This is a genomic window from Schaalia naturae (genome assembly GCF_042665795.1).
GTDB lineage: Bacteria > Actinomycetota > Actinomycetes > Actinomycetales > Actinomycetaceae > Pauljensenia > Pauljensenia naturae.
This window is the reverse complement of the sequence record NZ_JBHTEF010000001.1, coordinates 1051803-1069599: the sequence shown is the minus strand read 5'-3', so window position 1 is coordinate 1069599 and position 17797 is coordinate 1051803. Positions and strand designations below refer to the sequence as shown.

At 73.0% G+C, this 17797-nt stretch carries 16 protein-coding genes and 2 pseudogenes; 16 read left to right on the top strand and 2 right to left on the bottom strand.

Going from position 1 to position 17797, the window contains the following annotated elements:
• The first annotated feature begins 8 nt into the window (after positions 1-8).
• Entirely contained in the window at positions 9-329 is a 321-nt protein-coding gene (locus ACFQWG_RS04670) for a DNA primase (RefSeq protein WP_380972591.1), read from the top strand.
• A gap of 22 nt (positions 330-351) precedes the next feature.
• On the opposite strand, the gene ACFQWG_RS04665 is transcribed toward ACFQWG_RS04670, so the two are convergent.
• A complete protein-coding gene (locus ACFQWG_RS04665) occupies positions 352-1299 on the bottom strand; it encodes an aldo/keto reductase (protein WP_380972589.1) in 948 nt (315 codons plus the stop codon).
• An 88-nt stretch (positions 1300-1387) separates the two neighbouring features.
• Between ACFQWG_RS04665 and ACFQWG_RS04660 the strand changes: the two genes are divergently transcribed.
• Positions 1388-2260, top strand: a complete 873-nt coding sequence (locus ACFQWG_RS04660; RefSeq protein ID WP_380972586.1) for an undecaprenyl-diphosphate phosphatase — start codon at positions 1388-1390, stop codon at positions 2258-2260.
• Positions 2257-2973 (top strand): HAD family hydrolase, encoded by a 717-nt coding sequence (locus ACFQWG_RS04655; protein ID WP_380972583.1) that lies wholly within the window; start codon positions 2257-2259, stop codon positions 2971-2973. Before ACFQWG_RS04660 ends, ACFQWG_RS04655 begins: the two co-directional genes overlap by 4 nt.
• Before the next feature lie 62 nt (positions 2974-3035).
• Here ACFQWG_RS04655 and ACFQWG_RS04650 read toward each other — a convergent pair whose 3' ends face one another.
• Positions 3036-3935: a RecB family exonuclease gene (locus ACFQWG_RS04650; RefSeq protein ID WP_380972580.1), complete on the bottom strand. Its 900-nt coding sequence runs from the start codon at positions 3933-3935 to the stop codon at positions 3036-3038.
• Between the two features lie 128 nt (positions 3936-4063).
• Between ACFQWG_RS04650 and ACFQWG_RS04645 the strand changes: the two genes are divergently transcribed.
• The 13 genes and pseudogenes from ACFQWG_RS04645 to lgt all read left to right on the top strand — a co-directional run bounded on the left by ACFQWG_RS04645 (position 4064) and on the right by lgt (position 17775).
• Positions 4064-5134: a tRNA (adenine-N1)-methyltransferase gene (locus ACFQWG_RS04645; protein WP_380972578.1), complete on the top strand. Its 1071-nt coding sequence runs from the start codon at positions 4064-4066 to the stop codon at positions 5132-5134.
• Positions 5135-5196: 62 nt separating this feature from the next.
• A complete protein-coding gene (gene arc, locus ACFQWG_RS04640; RefSeq protein ID WP_380976226.1) occupies positions 5197-6750 on the top strand; it encodes a proteasome ATPase in 1554 nt (517 codons plus the stop codon).
• Positions 6747-8311: pseudogene (gene dop / locus ACFQWG_RS04635) on the top strand (depupylase/deamidase Dop). The gene arc and the pseudogene dop overlap by 4 nt, the downstream one beginning before the upstream one ends.
• 59 nt (positions 8312-8370) lie before the next feature.
• Positions 8371-8553, top strand: coding sequence for a ubiquitin-like protein Pup (locus tag ACFQWG_RS04630; RefSeq protein WP_291497859.1), 183 nt, complete (start codon positions 8371-8373; stop codon positions 8551-8553).
• Between the two features lies 1 nt (position 8554).
• Positions 8555-9943, top strand: a complete 1389-nt coding sequence (gene pafA, locus ACFQWG_RS04625) for a Pup--protein ligase (protein WP_380972575.1) — start codon at positions 8555-8557, stop codon at positions 9941-9943.
• A complete protein-coding gene (locus ACFQWG_RS04620; protein ID WP_380972572.1) occupies positions 9940-10959 on the top strand; it encodes an FKBP-type peptidyl-prolyl cis-trans isomerase in 1020 nt (339 codons plus the stop codon). Before pafA ends, ACFQWG_RS04620 begins: the two co-directional genes overlap by 4 nt.
• Before the next feature lie 9 nt (positions 10960-10968).
• Positions 10969-11741, top strand: a pseudogene (gene hisF, locus ACFQWG_RS04615) (imidazole glycerol phosphate synthase subunit HisF).
• Positions 11742-11813: 72 nt separating this feature from the next.
• Positions 11814-12173, top strand: coding sequence for a phosphoribosyl-AMP cyclohydrolase (hisI, locus tag ACFQWG_RS04610; RefSeq protein ID WP_291497867.1), 360 nt, complete (start codon positions 11814-11816; stop codon positions 12171-12173).
• Positions 12170-13807: a chorismate-binding protein gene (locus ACFQWG_RS04605; protein WP_380972568.1), complete on the top strand. Its 1638-nt coding sequence runs from the start codon at positions 12170-12172 to the stop codon at positions 13805-13807. The genes hisI and ACFQWG_RS04605 overlap by 4 nt, the downstream gene beginning before the upstream one ends.
• A 36-nt stretch (positions 13808-13843) precedes the next feature.
• Complete coding sequence (trpC, locus tag ACFQWG_RS04600; protein ID WP_380972566.1) at positions 13844-14689, top strand: indole-3-glycerol phosphate synthase TrpC; 846 nt, start codon at positions 13844-13846, stop codon at positions 14687-14689.
• Between the two features lies 1 nt (position 14690).
• Positions 14691-15998 (top strand): tryptophan synthase subunit beta, encoded by a 1308-nt coding sequence (gene trpB, locus ACFQWG_RS04595; RefSeq protein WP_380972564.1) that lies wholly within the window; start codon positions 14691-14693, stop codon positions 15996-15998.
• The gene (gene trpA, locus ACFQWG_RS04590; RefSeq protein WP_380972561.1) at positions 15995-16804 is read left to right on the top strand and encodes a tryptophan synthase subunit alpha; all 810 of its coding nucleotides are present in this window, start codon (positions 15995-15997) and stop codon (positions 16802-16804) included. Before trpB ends, trpA begins: the two co-directional genes overlap by 4 nt.
• Entirely contained in the window at positions 16801-17775 is a 975-nt protein-coding gene (gene lgt / locus ACFQWG_RS04585) for a prolipoprotein diacylglyceryl transferase (RefSeq protein ID WP_380972559.1), read from the top strand. Before trpA ends, lgt begins: the two co-directional genes overlap by 4 nt.
• Positions 17776-17797 lie beyond the last annotated feature (22 nt).

Genomic DNA, 17797 nt, shown 5'->3' with positions numbered 1-17797 from the left:
CTGTGGGTATGGCCACTGATCCGCGTGACGCGCTGAACCGCCTGATCGCCGCGTTCGAACATCACTTCGACATCGCGCAGGCGGGGGACCGCGTCGACGCGCGCACGATGGAGGCCGCGGAGGACCTGCTCCGCGACGCGTTCTTCACCTATGACGACCAGCTGTTCACGCGCTACGGGGTCGAGCTCCCCTTCGACCTGGTCGAGGACGACGACCTGGAGGACGAGGAGCTTGACGAGGACGCCGACGACGTCCAGGACGTGGACGAGGAGGACCTGGACGACCCCGACATCGACGACACGGAGATCGACGACATCGAGGCGGACTGAGGCCCCGGGCGGGCGGGCCGGGTCAAGGCCGCGAGACCTCGTCGAGGACCTGGCGGATCTGAGGGGGAAGCGGCGCCTCGCCGCAGGCGAGGACCTGGTCCATCTGGCGCGCCGTCCTCGGGCCGACCACCGCTGAGGAGACGCCGGGGGCGTCGCGCGCCCACGCCAGGGCGATGTCCAGCGGCGTGCGCTCAAGTCCCTCGGCCGCCCGGGCCACGGCCTCGACGACGCCGGAGGCCGGAGCCCCCAGGTGGGGCTCGACCAGATGACGCAGGTGCGGGGACGCGGCGCGCGAGTCCGGGGGAGTGACATGCCGGTACTTGCCGGTGAGGACGCCACCCGCCAGCGGCGAGTGCGCCAGCACCCCCAGGCCGCAGCGGGCGGCGGCGCGCAACAGATCGTCCTCCGCGCGCCGGGACAGGAGCGAGTACTCCTCCTCGATGACGCTGATCGGCGGCGTGCCGCCCCCGGGCAGGGCTCCGCGGGCGACGGCCGCCGACGTCTCCCACGTCCCGCGATGGGAGAGCCCGACGTAACGGGCGCGTCCCGTCCGCCGGGCGACGTCAAGCGCGTCGAGCGTCTCCTCCAGAGGGATGCCCGAGTCCGGGCCCGCGATCCACACGTCGACGTGGTCGGTGCCCAGACGCTCCAGAGCATCGTCGAGCACGTCGAGCATGTCCCCGCGCGCGGCGGAGGGGATCCACCGCCCGTCCGCGCCCAGGCGCGCCCCGCCGCGCCACGCCAGGACCAGGCGGTGGCGGCCCACCACGGGCAACAGGTCCCCCAGAACATCGACGGCCAGGCCCTCCCCGTGGGTCGGGGCGATCTCCACCAGAGTGCCTCCGGCGGAGACGAAGGCGCTCAGCATGTCCTGGGCCTCCTGGGCGTCCGTGTCGCGACCCCAGGTGAGGGTCCCCAGTCCGATGTCCGACACCCGCAGGCCGCTGGCCCCGCACTGACGAATCCGCATGGTCCCACCGTAGTGGGATCCGTCGCTGCTGGGCGTCGTCCGCGCGGGTCGGGAGGACGGCCGGGACCGTCCCCGTAGAGTGGGGCCCATGACATGGCTCGAAGCGGTGATCCTGGGTCTGGTCCAGGGGCTCACCGAGTTCCTTCCGATCTCCTCCTCGGCCCACCTGCGGATCGTGGGCGAGCTCACCGGGGCGGCGGACCCCGGAGCCGCGTTCACGGCGATCACGCAGATCGGCACGGAGACGGCGGTCCTCATCTACTTCTGGAAGGACATCGTCCGCATCGTCGGCCACTGGGCGCGGTCCCTGCCGGTCGTGGGACCGGCCAAGCGCGTCCCGTCCTCGGACCCGGATGCGCGGCTGGGGTGGATGATCATCGTCGGATCGCTGCCGATCGGCCTGCTCGGGCTGCGCTTGGAGGACTGGATCGACACGTCCTTCCGCAACCTGTGGATCACGGTGACCATGCTGGTGGTCTTCGGCCTGCTGCTGGGAGCGGCTGACCGATGGGGGCGCAGGGAACGCACCCTGGACCGCATGAGCTGGCGCGATGCGGTCCTCTACGGCCTCGCCCAAGCGCTCGCCCTCGTCCCCGGCGTGTCGCGCTCGGGCGGCACGATCACGATGGGCCGGGCGCTGGGCTACACGCGCGAGGCCGCAGCGCGCTACTCGTTCCTCCTGGCCATGCCCGCCGTGTTCGCCTCAGGCCTGTACAAGGCCGCGAAGGTCCTCACGGGCGGGGACCACGTCGACGTCGGCCCCACCGCGGTGGCGACCCTCATCGCGTTCGGCGTCGGGTACCTCGTCATCGTGTGGTTCCTCAAGGTGGTCTCCACCGGCTCCTTCGCCCCGTTCGTGTGGTACCGCATCGCCCTGGCGGCGCTGGTGACCGTGTTCCTGCTCACCGGCGTCCTGGACCCCGTCTCGGCCGCCGCCGCGGGCCCGGGGGCCGCGGCGTGAATCCCTCCCGCGGAGGAGGGCGGGCCGCGCCGCCCGGCGCCCTGCTGGTGGACCAGGACGGGACCACGGCGGATACGGAGCCGATCTGGATGGCGGCGGAGACGGACCTGGCCGGGCGCCATGGCGCCACGTGGACGCCGGAGATGGCGCGCGAAATGGTCGGGCGATCCCTTCTGGGATCCGCGCGACTCCTCATCGACCACGCGGGCCTGCCGATGGCGCCGGAGCAGACGGTGGAGGCGCTGCTCGACTTCGTGGGCGGCGCCATCCGACGGGACGGCGTGCCGTGGCTGCCCGGAATCCGCGAGCTCCTCGCCCGGATGCACGTCCGCGGGGTGCCCTGCGCGCTGGTGACCTCCACGTACTCGCGGGTCGCCCGCGAGGTCGTCGAGGCCTCCCGGTCGCTGCCCGGAGGCGGGTTCGACCTGCTGGTCGCCGGCGAGGACGTCGCGCATCCCAAACCCGCCCCCGACGCCTACCTCATGGCGGCCGCCCGGCTCGGGGCGGACATCGGGGACTGCCTGGTCCTCGAGGACTCGCCCTCGGGAGTCGCGGCGGGACTAGCCTCCGGGGCGCACGTCATCGCGATCCCCTGCGTGGTGCCGGTGGAGGCGCGTCCGGGCCTGTCCCGCCTGCGCTCCGCGGAGGAGCTCACCGACGAGGTGGTCTTCCGCGTGATGTCCGGGGAGGCCGTGGACACGGTCGGTCCCTGACCGCTCCCGGCCGACGAGGGCGGCCCCGCCGACCGGGACCGGTCCCCGAGAGGGCGCCGCGGTCACGCCACGGACTCGACCCGCGTCCCCAGCAGCCACTCGACGCGATCCTCCGGCAGATCGGGCGTCGTCCCGCCGAAGAGCGGGCACATCGACTGCACGTGGCACCAGTTGCACAACGGGTTCTTCCGGGGCTCGAAACGCCCGCCGCGCGCGGCGGCCTCGATCTGCTCCCACAGGCGCGCCACCTCCTGGGCGAAGCGGTCGATGTCAGCAGGATCCGGATCGAGCGTGAGCACCTGGCCGGAACGGAGGTAGAGCAGCTGCGTCCGGGCGGGCAGACGCGCGGAATCCCGCAGCAGGAGGGCGTAGAAGCGCATCTGGTAGAGGGCCTCGTCCACGAAGCGGGGCTGGGGCGCCCGGCCGGTCTTGTAGTCGACGACGCGGAGGTCCCCGGCGGGCGAGCGGTCGATGCGGTCGATGAACCCGCGCAGTCGGATGCCGCCCGCGATCACCACGTCGACCCGGCGCTCCCGGCCGGCGGGCTCCAGCCACCGGGGATCCTCGACCTGGAAGTACTGGCGCAGGATCTGGCGGACCTGGCCCATCCAGTCGTCGCGCCGGGCGTCGTCCTCGAAGAGGCCGAGGACGGTCGGATCGCGGCGCGCCTGCCGCTCGAAGGCGGGATCGACCATCGACTCGGCGCGCTCGGGCGTGCGCTCAGGGGCGGGGACGTCGAAGAGATGCTCGAGGACGGAGTGGATGAGCGTCCCCATGGCGGTCGCCGGCGTCGCCGGATCCCGGATCCCGTCGACGACGTGGAGCCGGTACTGGAGCGGGCACCGGAGGAACTCCTTGGCGCGCGACGCGGACAGCGCCGGGGCCCAGGAGCCGCCGCCCCGGTGCGCAGGCGGAGCGGCGCCAGCGGCGTCGGGGGACACATGGTCTGTCGTGGCATCCATGCCCCCACCGTAGCCGGGGCCGCCCTCATCCTCGTCGGCGCTCCCGGGACCTGTGGACACGCCGGACCCGCGGGTCGGGGGCGCCCTCGCCGACCGGAGGGCGCCGGTGGCGGGATAGAATCCGCGCGATGAGAGAAGCCACCCCGCACGACGCGTCCCTGCCCGCCGACCGCCCCCTGCCCGGCCCGACCGGCCTCGGCCAGGACCGGCGCCGCGGCCCGCTGCGTGAGGGCGACCGCGTCCAGGTCCGCGATCCGAAGGGGCGCCTCCACACGATCACCCTGGTCGCCGGCGGACGCTTCCAGACGAACCGGGGCACCCTGGACCACGACCGGGTCATCGGGCGGCCCGACGGTCAGGTGGTCCGCACCCCGGAGGGCCGGGAGTTCCAGGTCCTGCGCCCCCTCCTGTCCGACTACGTGATGTCGATGCCGCGCGGGGCGACGATCGTCTACCCCAAGGACGCGGGCACCATCATCGCGCGGGGGGACATCTTCCCCGGCGCGACCGTGGTGGAGGCGGGAGCGGGATCGGGCGCGCTGTCGATGTCGCTGCTTGACGCGGTGGGGGAGTCCGGCCGCCTGGTCTCCGTCGAGAGACGCGGGGAATTCGCCGACATCGCGCGCGCCAACGTCGACCTGTGGTTCGGGCGACGTCACCCGGCGTGGGACCTGCGGGTCGGAGACCTCGCCGAGGTCCTGGACGCGGGCCCCCGGGCATGGGCGGACCGGGTGGTCCTCGACATGCTGGCGCCGTGGGAGAACCTTTCCGCCGTCGCGCGCGCCCTCGTCCCCGGAGGGGTCCTCACCTGCTACATCGCGACCGTCACCCAGATGTCGCGCCTCGTCGAGGACCTGCGCGCCGCCGGGTGCTTCACGGAGCCGACCGCCTGGGAGACCCTCGAGCGCGAGTGGCACCTCGACGGCCTGGCCGTGCGCCCCGAGCACCGGATGGTCGCCCACACCGGCTTCCTCGTGACGGCGCGCAGGCTCGCTCCCGGGGCCTCCCCGCAGGAGCGGGCCCACCGGGCCGCGAAGGCCTCCGACGGGCAGCCCGGGCTGTGGGACGAGGAGGAGGGGTGGAGCGAGGACGCCGTGGGCGTGCGCGCGTCCAGCCCGAAGAAGGTCCGTCGCGTGCGCCGCGACGTCACCGCCCGGGCCGCGGCATGGGTGGAGGACCACACGGACGGACGGGCGTGACCCGCGGCGATCGTTCTACCGTGGGGGGACCGAGGGAAGGAGCCGGGATGGGCGAGCCGCACATGTCGTACCAGGACAGCCGCGCGGAGGACCTGCGGCGCACCGTCGTGTCCCTCGAGGAGAAGAACGAGCGCCTCACACGCGCGCTCACCACGGCGCGCGGCCAGCTCCTGCAGATGCAGGAGCAGCTGCGCCAGGTCAACCAGCCGCCCCTGACATTGGCGACCTTCGTCTCCGCGGACATCACGAAGCGGGAGCTCGAGGCCGTGGTGGGCGGGCGGCGGATGCGCCTGGCCGCGGCTCCCTCACTGGACCTGTCATCGGTGGCCCGCGGCCAGCTGATCCGCGTCGACGAGAAGATGGTGGCGGTCGAGCCCGACGGGTTCACCCGGTCGGGCATGCTCGCCTCGGTCCTCGAACTCGTCGGCATCGACCGGGTGCTCGTCGGCACGGAGGGAGGGGCGGAGCACCTTCTCGCCCTGGCTGGGCCCCTGCTCCACGGGAACCTGCGTCCCGGCGACTCCGTCCTGGTCGACCTGCGGGCGGGCTACGCCTTCGAACGCGTCGTGCGCTCCGACGTCGAGCAGCTGCTCACGCCGGAGGTCCCCGACGTCTCCTACGACGACATCGGCGGGCTCGACTCCCAGATCCAGCAGGTCAGGGACTCCATCGAGATGCCGTTCCGCCATCCAGAGCTCTACCGGTCCTACGGTCTGCGCCCGCCCAAGGGCATCCTCCTGTACGGCCCCCCCGGATCCGGAAAGACCCTCATCGCCAAGGCCGTCGCGAATTCCCTCTCGCGCGCGGAGACGGGGGCGCGCACCTACTTCCTGTCCATCAAGGGACCGGAGCTGCTCAACAAATTCGTGGGAGAGACCGAGCGGCAGATCCGCGCGATCTTCGCGCGCGCGCGGGCGCTGGCCGGCACCGACGTGCCCGTCGTCATCTTCTTCGACGAGATGGAGGCCCTGTTCCGCACGCGCGGCTCGGGCATCTCCTCCGACGTCGAGACGATGATCGTCCCCCAGCTGCTGGCCGAGATGGACGGGGTGGAGGCCCTCGACAACGTCGTCATCATCGGGGCGTCGAACCGCGCCGACATGATCGACCCCGCCGTCCTGCGGCCCGGGCGCCTCGACGTCCGCATCCGGGTCGACCGCCCCGACCGGGAGGGGGCGCGCGACATCTTCTCGAAGTACCTCGTCCCCACCCTGCCCGTGGCCCAGACCGAGGTGGCTCTCCACGGCTCCCTCGAGGGTGCGCTGGCCTCGATGGCCGAGTCCGCCGTCGAACGGCTCTACGCCCAGGACGAGTCCACGGCCCTCTTCGACGCGACGCTGGCCTCGGGGAGCACCCGCCGCATCCGCATCTGCGACATCGTCTCCGGCGCGCTCATCGCGGGCGTGGTGGAGCGGGCGAAGAAACACGCGATCACCGACTCGCTGGCCGGGCGCGGACCGGGCCTGACCACAGCGCACGTCCTGGCCGGCGTCGCGGAGGAGACGCGGGAGTCCGTCGAGCTCGCCGCCACCTCCACCCCGCAGGACTGGGCGCGCACCATCGGGCTGCGCGAGGAAGTGGTGGCCGTGCGGGCCCTCCAGGGGGGTGAGCGATGAGCGTGCGGCGCATCGTCGGCACGGAGACGGAGTACGGCGTCTACCGTCCCGGAGACCCCTGGGCGAACCCGATGGCCATGTCCGCGCAGGCGGTCCGCGCCTATGCGCGCGTCTCCCGAGCCGGGACGCCCTCGTCGGCCGCGCCCCCCGTGCGCTGGGACTTCCGCGGAGAGGACCCCCTCAACGATCTGCGCGGAACCCGGATGGACCGCGCCGCGGCGGACCCCTCGCTGCTCACGGACGACCCCTACCATCTGGCGCCGCCCCACGGCGTGGAGGAGATGGCCAGGCCCACGCCCGAGGAGCTCGCCCTGCCGGCGGCGACCACCGCCGTGCTGACCAACGGCGCGCGCCTGTACGTCGACCACGCCCATCCCGAGTACTCGGCGCCGGAGTGCACGAACCCGCGCGACGCCGTGCTGTGGGACCGCGCGGGGGAGGTCGTCGCGCGGCGCCTCATGGACGAGGTGGCCCGCGCCGGCGAGGAGCCGGTGGTCCTGGTCAAGAACAACACCGACGGCAAGGGGGCCTCCTACGGCGCCCACGAGAACTACCAGGTGGCCCGCGCCGTCGACTTGGACGACCTCATCCGCGGGCTGACCCCCTTCTTCGTGACCCGCCCCGTCCTGTGCGGGTCGGGCCGCGTGGGGCTCGGGCAGAAGTCGGAGGCGCCGGGATTCCAGATCTCCCAGCGCGCGGACTTCGTGGAGAACGAGGTCGGCCTGGAGACCACCTTCAACCGGCCGATCATCAACACGCGCGACGAGCCCCACGCCGACCCCGCGCGCTTCCGCCGCCTCCACGTCATCGGCGGGGACGCCAACCTCTTCGACGTCTCGACCTTCCTGCGCCTGGGCACGACCTCGCTGGTGCTGTGGGCGATCGAACAGGGCATCGGGCTCGAGTGGGAGGGGCTGGCGATCTCGGACCCGGTCCAGGAGACCTGGGCCGTCAGCCATCACCCGGACCTGGACCACCGCATCCCGGTCGCCTCGGGCCGCTCCCTGACCGCGCCGGAGCTCCAGCAGGTCTACCTGGACCTGGTCCTGGCGGCCTACGACCGGGCGGGGGAGGCGCCGGACGCCGCGACGCGCGAGGTCCTGGACCTGTGGCAGTCGGTCCTCGACCGCATGCGCCGGGACCTGTTCGACGTCGCCCCCGAGGTCGAATGGGTGTCGAAGTACCAGCTGCTGTCCCGCCAGCGCGAGCGCCTGGGGGCCGACTGGGGGGATCCGCGCCTGGCCGCGATGGACCTCCAGTGGTCCGACCTGCGCCCCGCCCGGTCGCTGGTGGCCAGGCTGGACGCCGCGGGCCGCGTGAGACGCCTGTTCGCCCCCGACGAGGTCGAGCGCGCCGCCGACACGCCGCCGCGCGACACCCGAGCCTGGGTGCGCGGACGCGCGGTGGCGCAGGTCCCCGCCCTCGTGAAGGCCTCGTGGACCTCTCTGGTGGTCGACGACCCGGCCGGGGGAAGCTGGTGCGCCGGCCGATCCCGGAGGCCACCGGGGTGGAGGAGGACCTCGCGCGACGGGTCGAGGGGGGCGACGTCCTCGCGACGTGAGGAGGCGAGGGCGGCCACGGCCTGGGACTCAATCCGAACACACACGAAGGGGGCAGACGATGCCGAGCACACAGGTCTTCGCCGGAGGCGGAGCGGGGGAGGACCCCGAGGAGCAGGGTGGGCAGGTCCAGGCGACCTCGTCGGCGGAGTCCATCGACGATCTGCTCGATCAGATCGACTCGGTCCTGGAGACGAACGCCGAGTCCTTCGTCCAGGGCTTCGTCCAGAAGGGCGGCCAGTGAGGTGAGGCGCCGCGTCGTCGGGATCGAGACCGAGCACGGGCTGACGGCGGCGTGGAGCGGACCCGGCCCTTCCCCGGTGGACGCCGAGCGGGCCGCCCGCTACCTGTTCGAGCCGCTGCTGGCCCGCGGCCGCTCCTCGAACGTGTTCCTGCGCAACGGGGGGCGGCTCTACCTGGACGTGGGCTCGCATCCCGAGTACGCGACGGCGGAGTGCGACCGGCTGGAGGACCTGCTGGCGCAGGACCGCGCCGGATCCCTCATGCTGGCCGATCTCGCGGAACAAGGGGACCGCGCGCTGGAGCGCGAGGGCGTCCCGGCCCGGCTCCACCTCTTCCGCAACAACCTGGACTCCGCGGGCAACTCCTTCGGCTGCCACGAGAACTACCTGCTCCACCGGCGGCGCGACTTCCGGGAGGTCGCCGACGCGCTGGTCGCCTTCTTCATCACCCGTCAGGTGCTGGTGGGATCGGGGCATGTGCGCGTCGAGTCGGGGCGGGCCGCCTACGTGTTCTCCCAGCGGGCCGACCAAGTGTGGGACGCGGTGTCCTCGGCGACCACGAGGGCGCGCCCGATCATCAACACCCGTGACGAGCCGCTGGCCGACTCCGGGTCCTACCGGCGCATGCACGTCATCGTCGGCGACACGAACATGGCAGAGCCGACGACCGCGCTCAAGACCGGCGCGACGGAACTGCTGCTGAGCGCCGTCGAGGACGGACTGCGCATCCAGGACCTGTCGCTGGCCGACCCGATGCGCGCGATCCGTGAGATCAACGCCGATCTCACAGGACGAGAGAAGGTGGAGCTGAGGGACGGGCGGACGATGAGCGCCGTGCAGGTCCAGAGCGAGATCCTCCGCCGGGTCCTCGACCGCACGGACGCCGCGGGCCTGGATCCCCTCCACCGCTACGTCGTGGACCTGTGGGAACGCGGGATCGCGGCGATCGAGTCGGGGGACTGGAGCGGCATCGACACGGAGCTCGACGTCGCCGTCAAGAAGCGGCTCATCGACTCCTACGTCGCGCGATCCGGCGCGGCGCTGTCCGACGCCCGCGTGGCGCGCCTGGAGCTCAGCTACCACGACATCACCGCGCAGGGGCTGCGCCCCCGGATGGAGCGCGCCGGACTCATGCGCCGGCTGACCGCGCCGGAGCAGGCCGCCGAGGCCGTCCACACCCCTCCGGCGACGACGCGCGCCGCTCTGCGCGGCCGTGTGATCGCCGCCGCCGAGGACGCCCGGCGCGACCTCACGGTCGACTGGGTCCACCTGCGGCTCGACGACCAGGCGAGCGCTCCGGTGTCGTTGCAGGACCCGCTGGCGAGCGAGGACCCGGCCGTGGACGGCCTGGTCCGGCTCATCCGCGGCAGGCATCCGGTGCTGCCGGCATGACGGCCGGCCTGGATCCGCCCTCGCACCGCAGGTCCGGGTCCGTCCCCCCTCGGCGCCGGCGTCCCCGCAGCGGGCGTCGGGGAGCCGGCCGGGGGCGGCGGCGCTGGATCCCGCTGCTGGCCCTCCTCGTCGTCGTGGTCCTGGCGGTGGCCGGTGCGATCGCGGTGGGAATCGCGCGTGGCGGCCGGACGCCCTCGGCGGGGCAGTCCTCCGCCCAGTCCGGCGGCGTCCTCGACCGCGTCGAGGTCTCCGGACGGCAGGGAGCCACCCCGGTCGTCACCGTGGACGGGCCGCTGGACGTCGTCGACGCGAAGATCCGGGAGGTGACCACGGGCAGCGGCCGGGAGATCACACCGGGATCCCCGGTGGTCCTGGCCATCACCGCCTTCGACGGCTCGGACGGCGCCATCCTCTCCCCGGGGGGCGTCCCCCGCATCCAGGCCGGGCGGGCCGACGAGGAAGAGCTCGGGGCGGAGCTGTCCGACCGGGTCGTCGGCCGCACCGAGGGCTCCCGTCTGCTCTTCGTCCGGCGCGTCGAGTCGTCGCAGTCCGATCCGGGAGGCGGCGGGATCGAGATCGACGTCGTCGACATCCTCTCCTCGGTGGCCACCGGCGTCGAGGAGGCGGGGGAGCAGTCGGAGGGGTCGCGGCCGCTGACCGTGACGCTCGGCGACGACGGGCCGATCATCAGCCATGGGACGACCCCGCCCACGGGCCTGACCACCCAGGTCCTCCTGAGGGGCGACGGGGCGCAGGTGGGCGACGACGACGCGGTGGTCGCCCAGTTCATCGTCACCGGCTGGTCCGACGGCTCCGTGCGCTCGTCCACGTGGTCGACGGGGGTCCCGCAGCTCATCGACCTCTCCACCGCCATGCCCGGTCTGCGCGACGCCCTGGTCGACCAGCGCGTCGGCTCCCGGATCGCGGTGACGATCCCGCCGGACCAGGCGGCGGGCGACGACACCCTGTGCGCGGTGGTGGACATCCTGGGGACCGAGCCCCGAAGGGGAGAATAGGATCGGGCCATGCCTGTCGCACTGCGCCTCATCCCCTGCCTGGACGTCGATGCCGGCCGCGTGGTCAAGGGCGTGAACTTCGAGCATCTGCGGGACGCCGGGGATCCGGTGGAGCTCGCCGCCCGCTACAGCGCGGAGGGGGCCGATGAGATCACCTTCCTCGACGTGTCCGCCTCGGCGCAGGGCCGCTCCACGATGCTGGACGTCGTCTCCGCGACGGCCGAGCAGGTCTTTGTGCCGCTCACCGTGGGAGGCGGGGTCCGCAGCGTCGAGGACGTCGCGACCCTGCTGGCCCGCGGCGCCGACAAGGTCGGGGTCAACACCGCGGCCATCGACGACCCGTCGCTGATCGCGCGCATCACCGACCGCTTCGGCGACCAGGTGCTCGTGCTGTCGGTGGACGCCCGGCGCTGCCCCCCGGGGTCTTCACGGAGTCGGGGTTCGAGGTGACCACCCACGGCGGACGGCGCTCCACCGGGATCGACGCCCTCGGGTGGGCGGAGCAGGCGCAGTCGTTGGGGGCCGGCGAGATCCTCCTGAATTCCATGGACGCCGACGGGGTGAGGAACGGCTTCGACCTGGAGATGCTGAGCCGGGTGCGCGAACGGGTCCACATCCCCGTCATCGCCTCCGGCGGGGCCGGCGCGCCCGAGCATTTCGTCGAGGCGGCGCGGGCGGGTGCCGACGCGATCCTGGCGGCCTCCGTCTTCCACTTCGGGACCGTGACGATCCCCGAGGTCAAGCGGGCGCTGGCCGACGCGGGGTTCCCCGTCAGGCTGTGAGCGCCGCCCGCGGGCTTTCGGGCGCGCGGACGCCCGGTGCCGTCGGGGCGCTCCGGGTGGGAGGATGGGGGCGTGAGCCTAGATCCCGACATCGCGACGCGCCTGAGACGAGACCCCGCGGGTCTCGTCCCCGCCGTCGTCCAGCAGTACGACACCGGAGAGGTGCTCATGGTCGGCTGGATGGACGACGAGGCCCTGCACCGCACGCTCACCACCGGACGGACCGTCTTCTGGTCCCGCTCACGCCGGGAGTACTGGCGGAAGGGGGACACCTCCGGCCACGTCCAGTGGGTGAAGGCGGTGTCCCTGGACTGCGACGGCGACACGCTGCTGGTCCAGGTCGACCAGGTGGGCGCCGCCTGCCACACGGGGACACGGACCTGTTTCCAGGCCGGAGGCGATCTGGGCGCAGTCGTGGGGGGACGGCCATGACGGGCGCCCCCGCCCCCGACGTGACCGGGCTCGAATGGGGGGCGACATGGCCCACGCGTGAGGGATTCCGCGCCCTGGCCCGCACGCGGCGCGTCATCCCGGTGGCTCGGCGGGTCCTCGCCGACGAGCTCTCGGCCGTCGGCGTGTACCGCCAGCTCGCCCAGGACCGGCCCGGCACGTACATCCTGGAGTCCGCCGAGCATGACGGCGCCTGGGGCCGGTGGTCGTTCATCGGCGCCGGGTCGGCCGGAGCGATCGTCGCACGGGACGGCCGGGCCTCCTGGCAGGGCGCGCATCCCGCGGGCGCGCTGCGCGAGGGCACGCTGCTGGAGGTCCTCCACTCGGCGCTGGCCACTCTCCGCGCCGACCCGCTGCCGGGTCTGCCCCCGCTCACCGGCGCCCTGGTGGGGTCGCTGGGATGGGGAATCATCCCCGAGTGGGAGCCGACGCTCGCCGCGGACGCGCCCCATGAGACCGACGTTCCGGACGCCGTGCTGTGCCTGGCGACCGAGGTCGCGGCGATCGACCATTCGGACGGGTCGATGTGGCTCATCGCCATCGCGTGGAACATGGACGGCAGCGCCGCCCGGGTGGATGCCGCCTACGAGGGGGCCCTCGCGCGGCTGGACGCGATGTCGGAGCGGCTGTCCTCCCCGCTGCGCCCCGCGGTGCTCGGCGTGCGCGGGCTCACCGGGCCCGCCGGGGGCGAAGGCGTCCCCGCCGAACCTCCGGTGGTCCACCACCGTTCGACGCGCGAGGCGTATGAGGCCAGCGTCCGCGCCGCGAAGCGGGCGATCCGGGACGGAGAGGTCTTCCAGGTCGTGGTGTCCCAGCGGGCGGATGTCGCCACGGACGCCTCGGGCCTCGATGTCTACCGGGTCCTGCGCACCGTCAACCCCTCGCCCTACATGTACTACCTCCGCCTGCCCGACGGGAGGGGCGGGGACTACGAGGTGGTGGGCAGCTCCCCCGAGACGCTCATGCGCACCGAGGGCGAGCGGGTGTGGACGTACCCGATCGCGGGGTCGCGCCCGCGCGGCGCCACCCGGGCCGAGGACCAGGCGCTCGCCGAGGAGCTCCTGGCCGATCCGAAGGAGCTCTCCGAGCACGTCATGCTCGTGGACCTCGCCCGCAACGACCTGTCGAAGGTGTGCGTCCCCGCGACCATCGAGGTGTCCACCCTCATGGAGATCAAACGGTACTCGCACATCCAGCACATCTCCTCGACGGTGACCGGCCTGCTGCGCCCGGGAGTGGACGCCCTGGACTGCCTGGTCGCGACCTTCCCAGCCGGGACCCTGTCCGGAGCGCCGAAACCGCGCGCGATCCGGCTCATCGACCAGATGGAACCCGCGGCGCGCGGCGTCTACGGGGGCGTCGTCGGCTATTTCGACCTGTCCGGCGACGCGGACCTGGCCATCGCGATCCGCACGGCGTGCCTGCGCGGGGGCGTGGCCTCCGTCCAGGCGGGGGCGGGGCTGGTGGCCGACTCCGTGCCCGCCACGGAGTACGAGGAGACGCGCAACAAGGCGGCTGCGGCCCTGTCCTCGGTCCTACGCGCCTCGATGCTCGCCACGGTTTGCGCAGATCCGGATGATGGCCCCGATTCGGGCGGGGGGCGGGACCGCGGCTAGCATCAGGGAACAGCTCCCGAGCGGAAGGACTGACGGATGACCGTCCTCGACGACATCATCGCCGGGGTCCTCGAGGACCTCCGCGAGCGGCAGTCGGCACTCTCCCTGGACGAGGTGAAGGCCCGGGCCCGGCGCGCCCCCGATGCGCGCGACGCCCTGGCCGCGCTGCGCGAGCACGACGGGGCCGTGTCGATCATCTCCGAGGTCAAACGCTCCTCGCCCTCGAAGGGCTTCCTGGCGGAGATCCCGGAGCCGGCGCAGCTGGCGGCCCTCTATGAGAAGGGCGGGGCCACCGCGATCTCGGTGCTCACCGAGGCCCGCCGATTCCACGGATCCCTGGCGGACCTGGACGCGGTGCGCGCGGCGGTGGACATCCCGGTCCTGCGCAAGGACTTCGTGGTCACGCCCTACCAGGTCCACGAGGCGCGCGCCCACGGGGCGGACATCGTCCTGCTCATCGTCGCGGCGCTGGAGTCGCAGGCGCTGGTCTCGCTCATTGAGCGGGTCGAGTCCCTGGGCATGACGGCGCTGGTGGAGGTCCACTCCCGCCTGGAGGCGCTGAGGGCGCTGGACGCGGGCGCGAGGGTCATCGGCGTCAACGCGCGCGACCTCACGACCCTCGACGTCGACCCGACGGTCATCGAGGAGGTCATCGACGTGATCCCGGAGGGGATCGTCGCGGTGGCCGAGTCCGGCGTGCGCGGCCCCCACGATGTCTTCGAATATGCCCGCTGGGGCGCGGATGCCGTGCTGGTGGGCGAGGCGCTGGTCACCTCGGGAGACCCCGAGGAGGCTGTGTGCGACATGGTGAGCGCGGGGCAGCATCCGGCCCTGCGCGCGAACAGGAGGGCGCGCATGCGCGCCGCCAGGCAGGGGGAGTGACGTGGGTCTGGCCGACAAGGGAGGTCCGTACTTCGGCGAGTTCGGGGGGCGGTTCGTCGCCGAGCCGCTGATGGGAACGCTGGAGGAGCTCGACGAGGCGTGGCAGCGGCTATGGCATGACGCCGGCTTCCGCGCCCGCCTGGACGACCTGCTGGTGAACTACGCGGGACGGCCGTCCCTGCTCACGGAGGTCCCCCGTTTCGCGGCGGACCTGGGCGGGGTTCGCGTGTTCCTCAAGCGCGAGGACCTCAACCACACGGGCTCCCACAAGATCAACAACGTGCTCGGCCAGGCGCTGCTCACCCAGGAGCTGGGCAAGACGCGCGTCATCGCGGAGACCGGGGCGGGCCAGCACGGCGTGGCCACCGCGACGGCGGCCGCCCTGCTGGGACTGGACTGCACGATCTACATGGGTCGCGAGGACACCGAGCGCCAGCACCTCAACGTCGCGCGGATGCAGATGCTGGGCGCAGAGGTCGTGGCCGTCACCCAGGGGTCGCAGACGCTCAAGGACGCCATCAACGAGGCGTTCCGGGACTGGGTGACCAACGCGGAGACGACGAACTACATCTTCGGCACCGCGGCGGGCCCTCACCCGTTCCCGACCATGGTCCGCGACCTGCAGCGGGTCATCGGCGATGAGGCGCGCTCCCAGATCCTCGGACGGATCGGGCGGCTGCCCGACATGGTCTGCGCCTGCGTCGGAGGAGGGTCGAACGCGATCGGCACGTTCACGGCGTTCCTCGACGATGCCGACGTGGAGCTCGTCGGATGCGAGGCCGGGGGCGAGGGCGTGGCGACGGGCCGTCACGCGGCCTCGATCACGGCGGACCAGACGGGCGTGCTGCACGGGGCGCGCACCTTCGTCCTCCAGGACCGCGACGGCCAGACCAAGCCGTCCCACTCGATCTCGGCGGGCCTGGACTACCCCGGCGTGGGGCCCGAGCACGCGTGGCTATCCAGAACGGGACGCGCCCATTATCGGCCCGTCGACGACGCGCCGGCGATGGACGCCTTCCTGCGTCTGTCGCGAACGGAGGGCATCATCCCCGCGATCGAGTCCTCGCACGCCCTGGCGGGCGCCCGACAATGGGCTCTCGAGCGGGTGGCGTCCCATGGCGGGCCTTTCGAGGACGACGAGGCGCCGATCGTCCTGGCATGCCTGTCGGGGCGCGGGGACAAGGACGTCGACACGGCGGCGGCATGGTTCCGCCTGGGGGACGCGACGCTCCAGGTCATCGACCCGAGCGCCGTGTCGGGCGCGTCACGGGGGTCGCAGCGCAGCGCAGACGGACAGGAGCGGGCATGACACGGGCGAGATCCAGCGCGGCCGCGATCGACGCGGCGGCGGGGCGCGGGGACGCCGCCCTCATCGGCTACCTCCCCGTCGGCTTCCCGAGCGTCCAGGACTCCATCCGAGCCGGCAAGGTCCTCGCTGACAACGGCGCGGACGTCCTGGAGCTGGGCTTCCCCTATTCCGATCCCGGGATGGACGGGCCCACGATCCAGCGGGCGACGGTCGCGGCGCTGGAGCACGGCACGCACCTGGAGGACCTGCTGCACGCGGTCGACGAGCTGACCTCCTACGGCATCGCGACGCTGTCGATGACCTACTGGAACCCGATCGAGTGGTACGGCGTGGAGCGTTTCGCCCGCGACTTCGCGGACGTGGGCGGCGCGGGGCTCATCACGCCGGACCTGCCTCCCGAGGAGGGCCAGGAGTGGGAGACGGCCGCGCAGGCCCACGGGCTGGAGCGGGTGTACCTGGTCGCGCCGTCCTCGCCGGAGCACCGCCTGCGCCTCATCGCCTCCCATTCCCGCGGATGGGTCTACGCGGCCTCGACGATGGGGGTCACGGGGGCGCGGACGGTCGTCGACGACCACGCCCGGACGCTCGTGGAACGCACGCGGGCGGCCGGCGCGCCGCGCGTGTGCGTGGGCCTCGGCGTGTCGACGGGATCCCAGGCCCACGACATCGGGGCCTATGCGGACGGCGTGATCGTCGGATCGGCGCTGGTGCGCACGCTCTTCGACGTGGACACGGACCGAGGGCTGGCCGAGTTGGGCCGCCTCGCCCGCGACCTGGCGCAGGGCGTGCGGGGAGCGCGCCCATGACGGGGCCGATCGCCGCGGTGGTGGCGGCCGCCATCCCCTCTCCTCCCCGGGGCGTGTGGCACCTCGGCCCGATCCCGTTGCGCGCCTACGGGATCCTCATCGTCATCGGGATGATCGTCGCGGTGTGGTGGACGGCGCGGCGCTACGCCGAGCGCGGGGGCGACGGCGAGATCCTGTACGACGTGGCTCTGTGGGCGATCCCCCTGGGGATCGTCGGGGCGCGCCTGTATCACGTCGTCACCTCCCCCGACCAGTACTTCGGCGAGGGCGGGAATCCGGTGGAGATCCTCGAGATCTGGAAGGGGGGCCTCGGGATCTGGGGCGGCGTGGCCGTGGGGGCGGTCGGCGCGTGGATCGCCATGCGGCGCGCGCACCAGCGTTTCGGCCCGCTCGCGGACTCGATCGCGCCGGCCCTGCTCGTCGCGCAGGCGATCGGGCGGTGGGGCAACTACTTCAACCAGGAGCTCTTCGGGGCGCCCACGACGCTGCCGTGGGGTCTGCGCATCGACGACGCCCATCTGCCCGCCGGCTACCCGTCGGGAACCCTGTTCCATCCGACCTTCCTCTACGAGTGCCTGTGGAACCTCCTCATGGCGGCGCTCATCGTCTGGGTCGACCGGCGCCGCACCTTCCGGGCCGGCCAGGTCTTCGCCCTCTACCTCATGGCATACACGGCCGGGCGCGTGTGGATCGAGATGCTCCGTATCGACACCGCCCAGCATGTCCTGGGCCTGAGGCTCAACGTGTGGACCTCCATCGCGGTCTTCCTCCTCGGCCTCGTCCTGTTCCTGGTCGCCGGGCGCGTCGGGGCGCCGACCCGGCTCACCCCCGCCGAGCATGAGGCCGCGATGGAGCGCCGGGCCAGTCGCGCCGTCCAGTCCTCCGGGCCGGACGCCGCCCCGCCCCAGACGCCTCTCCCGCGACTCCGTGACGAACCGGACACGGCGGGAGAGGCGTCGGGGGATCGGTGAGGATCCGCGCCGACTCGGGACC

Bases quoted from the DNA above. Each gene is read 5' to 3' on its own strand.
- ACFQWG_RS04670 (WP_380972591.1), top strand. From the start codon at position 9: ATGGCCACTGATCCGCGTGACGCGCTGAACCGCCTGATCGCCGCGTTC.
- ACFQWG_RS04665 (WP_380972589.1), bottom strand. From the start codon at position 1,299: ATGCGGATTCGTCAGTGCGGGGCCAGCGGCCTGCGGGTGTCGGACATC.
- ACFQWG_RS04660 (WP_380972586.1), top strand. From the start codon at position 1,388: ATGACATGGCTCGAAGCGGTGATCCTGGGTCTGGTCCAGGGGCTCACC.
- ACFQWG_RS04650 (WP_380972580.1), bottom strand. From the start codon at position 3,935: ATGGATGCCACGACAGACCATGTGTCCCCCGACGCCGCTGGCGCCGCT.
- ACFQWG_RS04645 (WP_380972578.1), top strand. From the start codon at position 4,064: ATGAGAGAAGCCACCCCGCACGACGCGTCCCTGCCCGCCGACCGCCCC.
- arc (WP_380976226.1), top strand. From the start codon at position 5,197: ATGTCGTACCAGGACAGCCGCGCGGAGGACCTGCGGCGCACCGTCGTG.
- ACFQWG_RS04630 (WP_291497859.1), top strand. From the start codon at position 8,371: ATGCCGAGCACACAGGTCTTCGCCGGAGGCGGAGCGGGGGAGGACCCC.
- ACFQWG_RS04620 (WP_380972572.1), top strand. From the start codon at position 9,940: ATGACGGCCGGCCTGGATCCGCCCTCGCACCGCAGGTCCGGGTCCGTC.
- ACFQWG_RS04605 (WP_380972568.1), top strand. From the start codon at position 12,170: ATGACGGGCGCCCCCGCCCCCGACGTGACCGGGCTCGAATGGGGGGCG.
- trpC (WP_380972566.1), top strand. From the start codon at position 13,844: ATGACCGTCCTCGACGACATCATCGCCGGGGTCCTCGAGGACCTCCGC.
- trpA (WP_380972561.1), top strand. From the start codon at position 15,995: ATGACACGGGCGAGATCCAGCGCGGCCGCGATCGACGCGGCGGCGGGG.
- lgt (WP_380972559.1), top strand. From the start codon at position 16,801: ATGACGGGGCCGATCGCCGCGGTGGTGGCGGCCGCCATCCCCTCTCCT.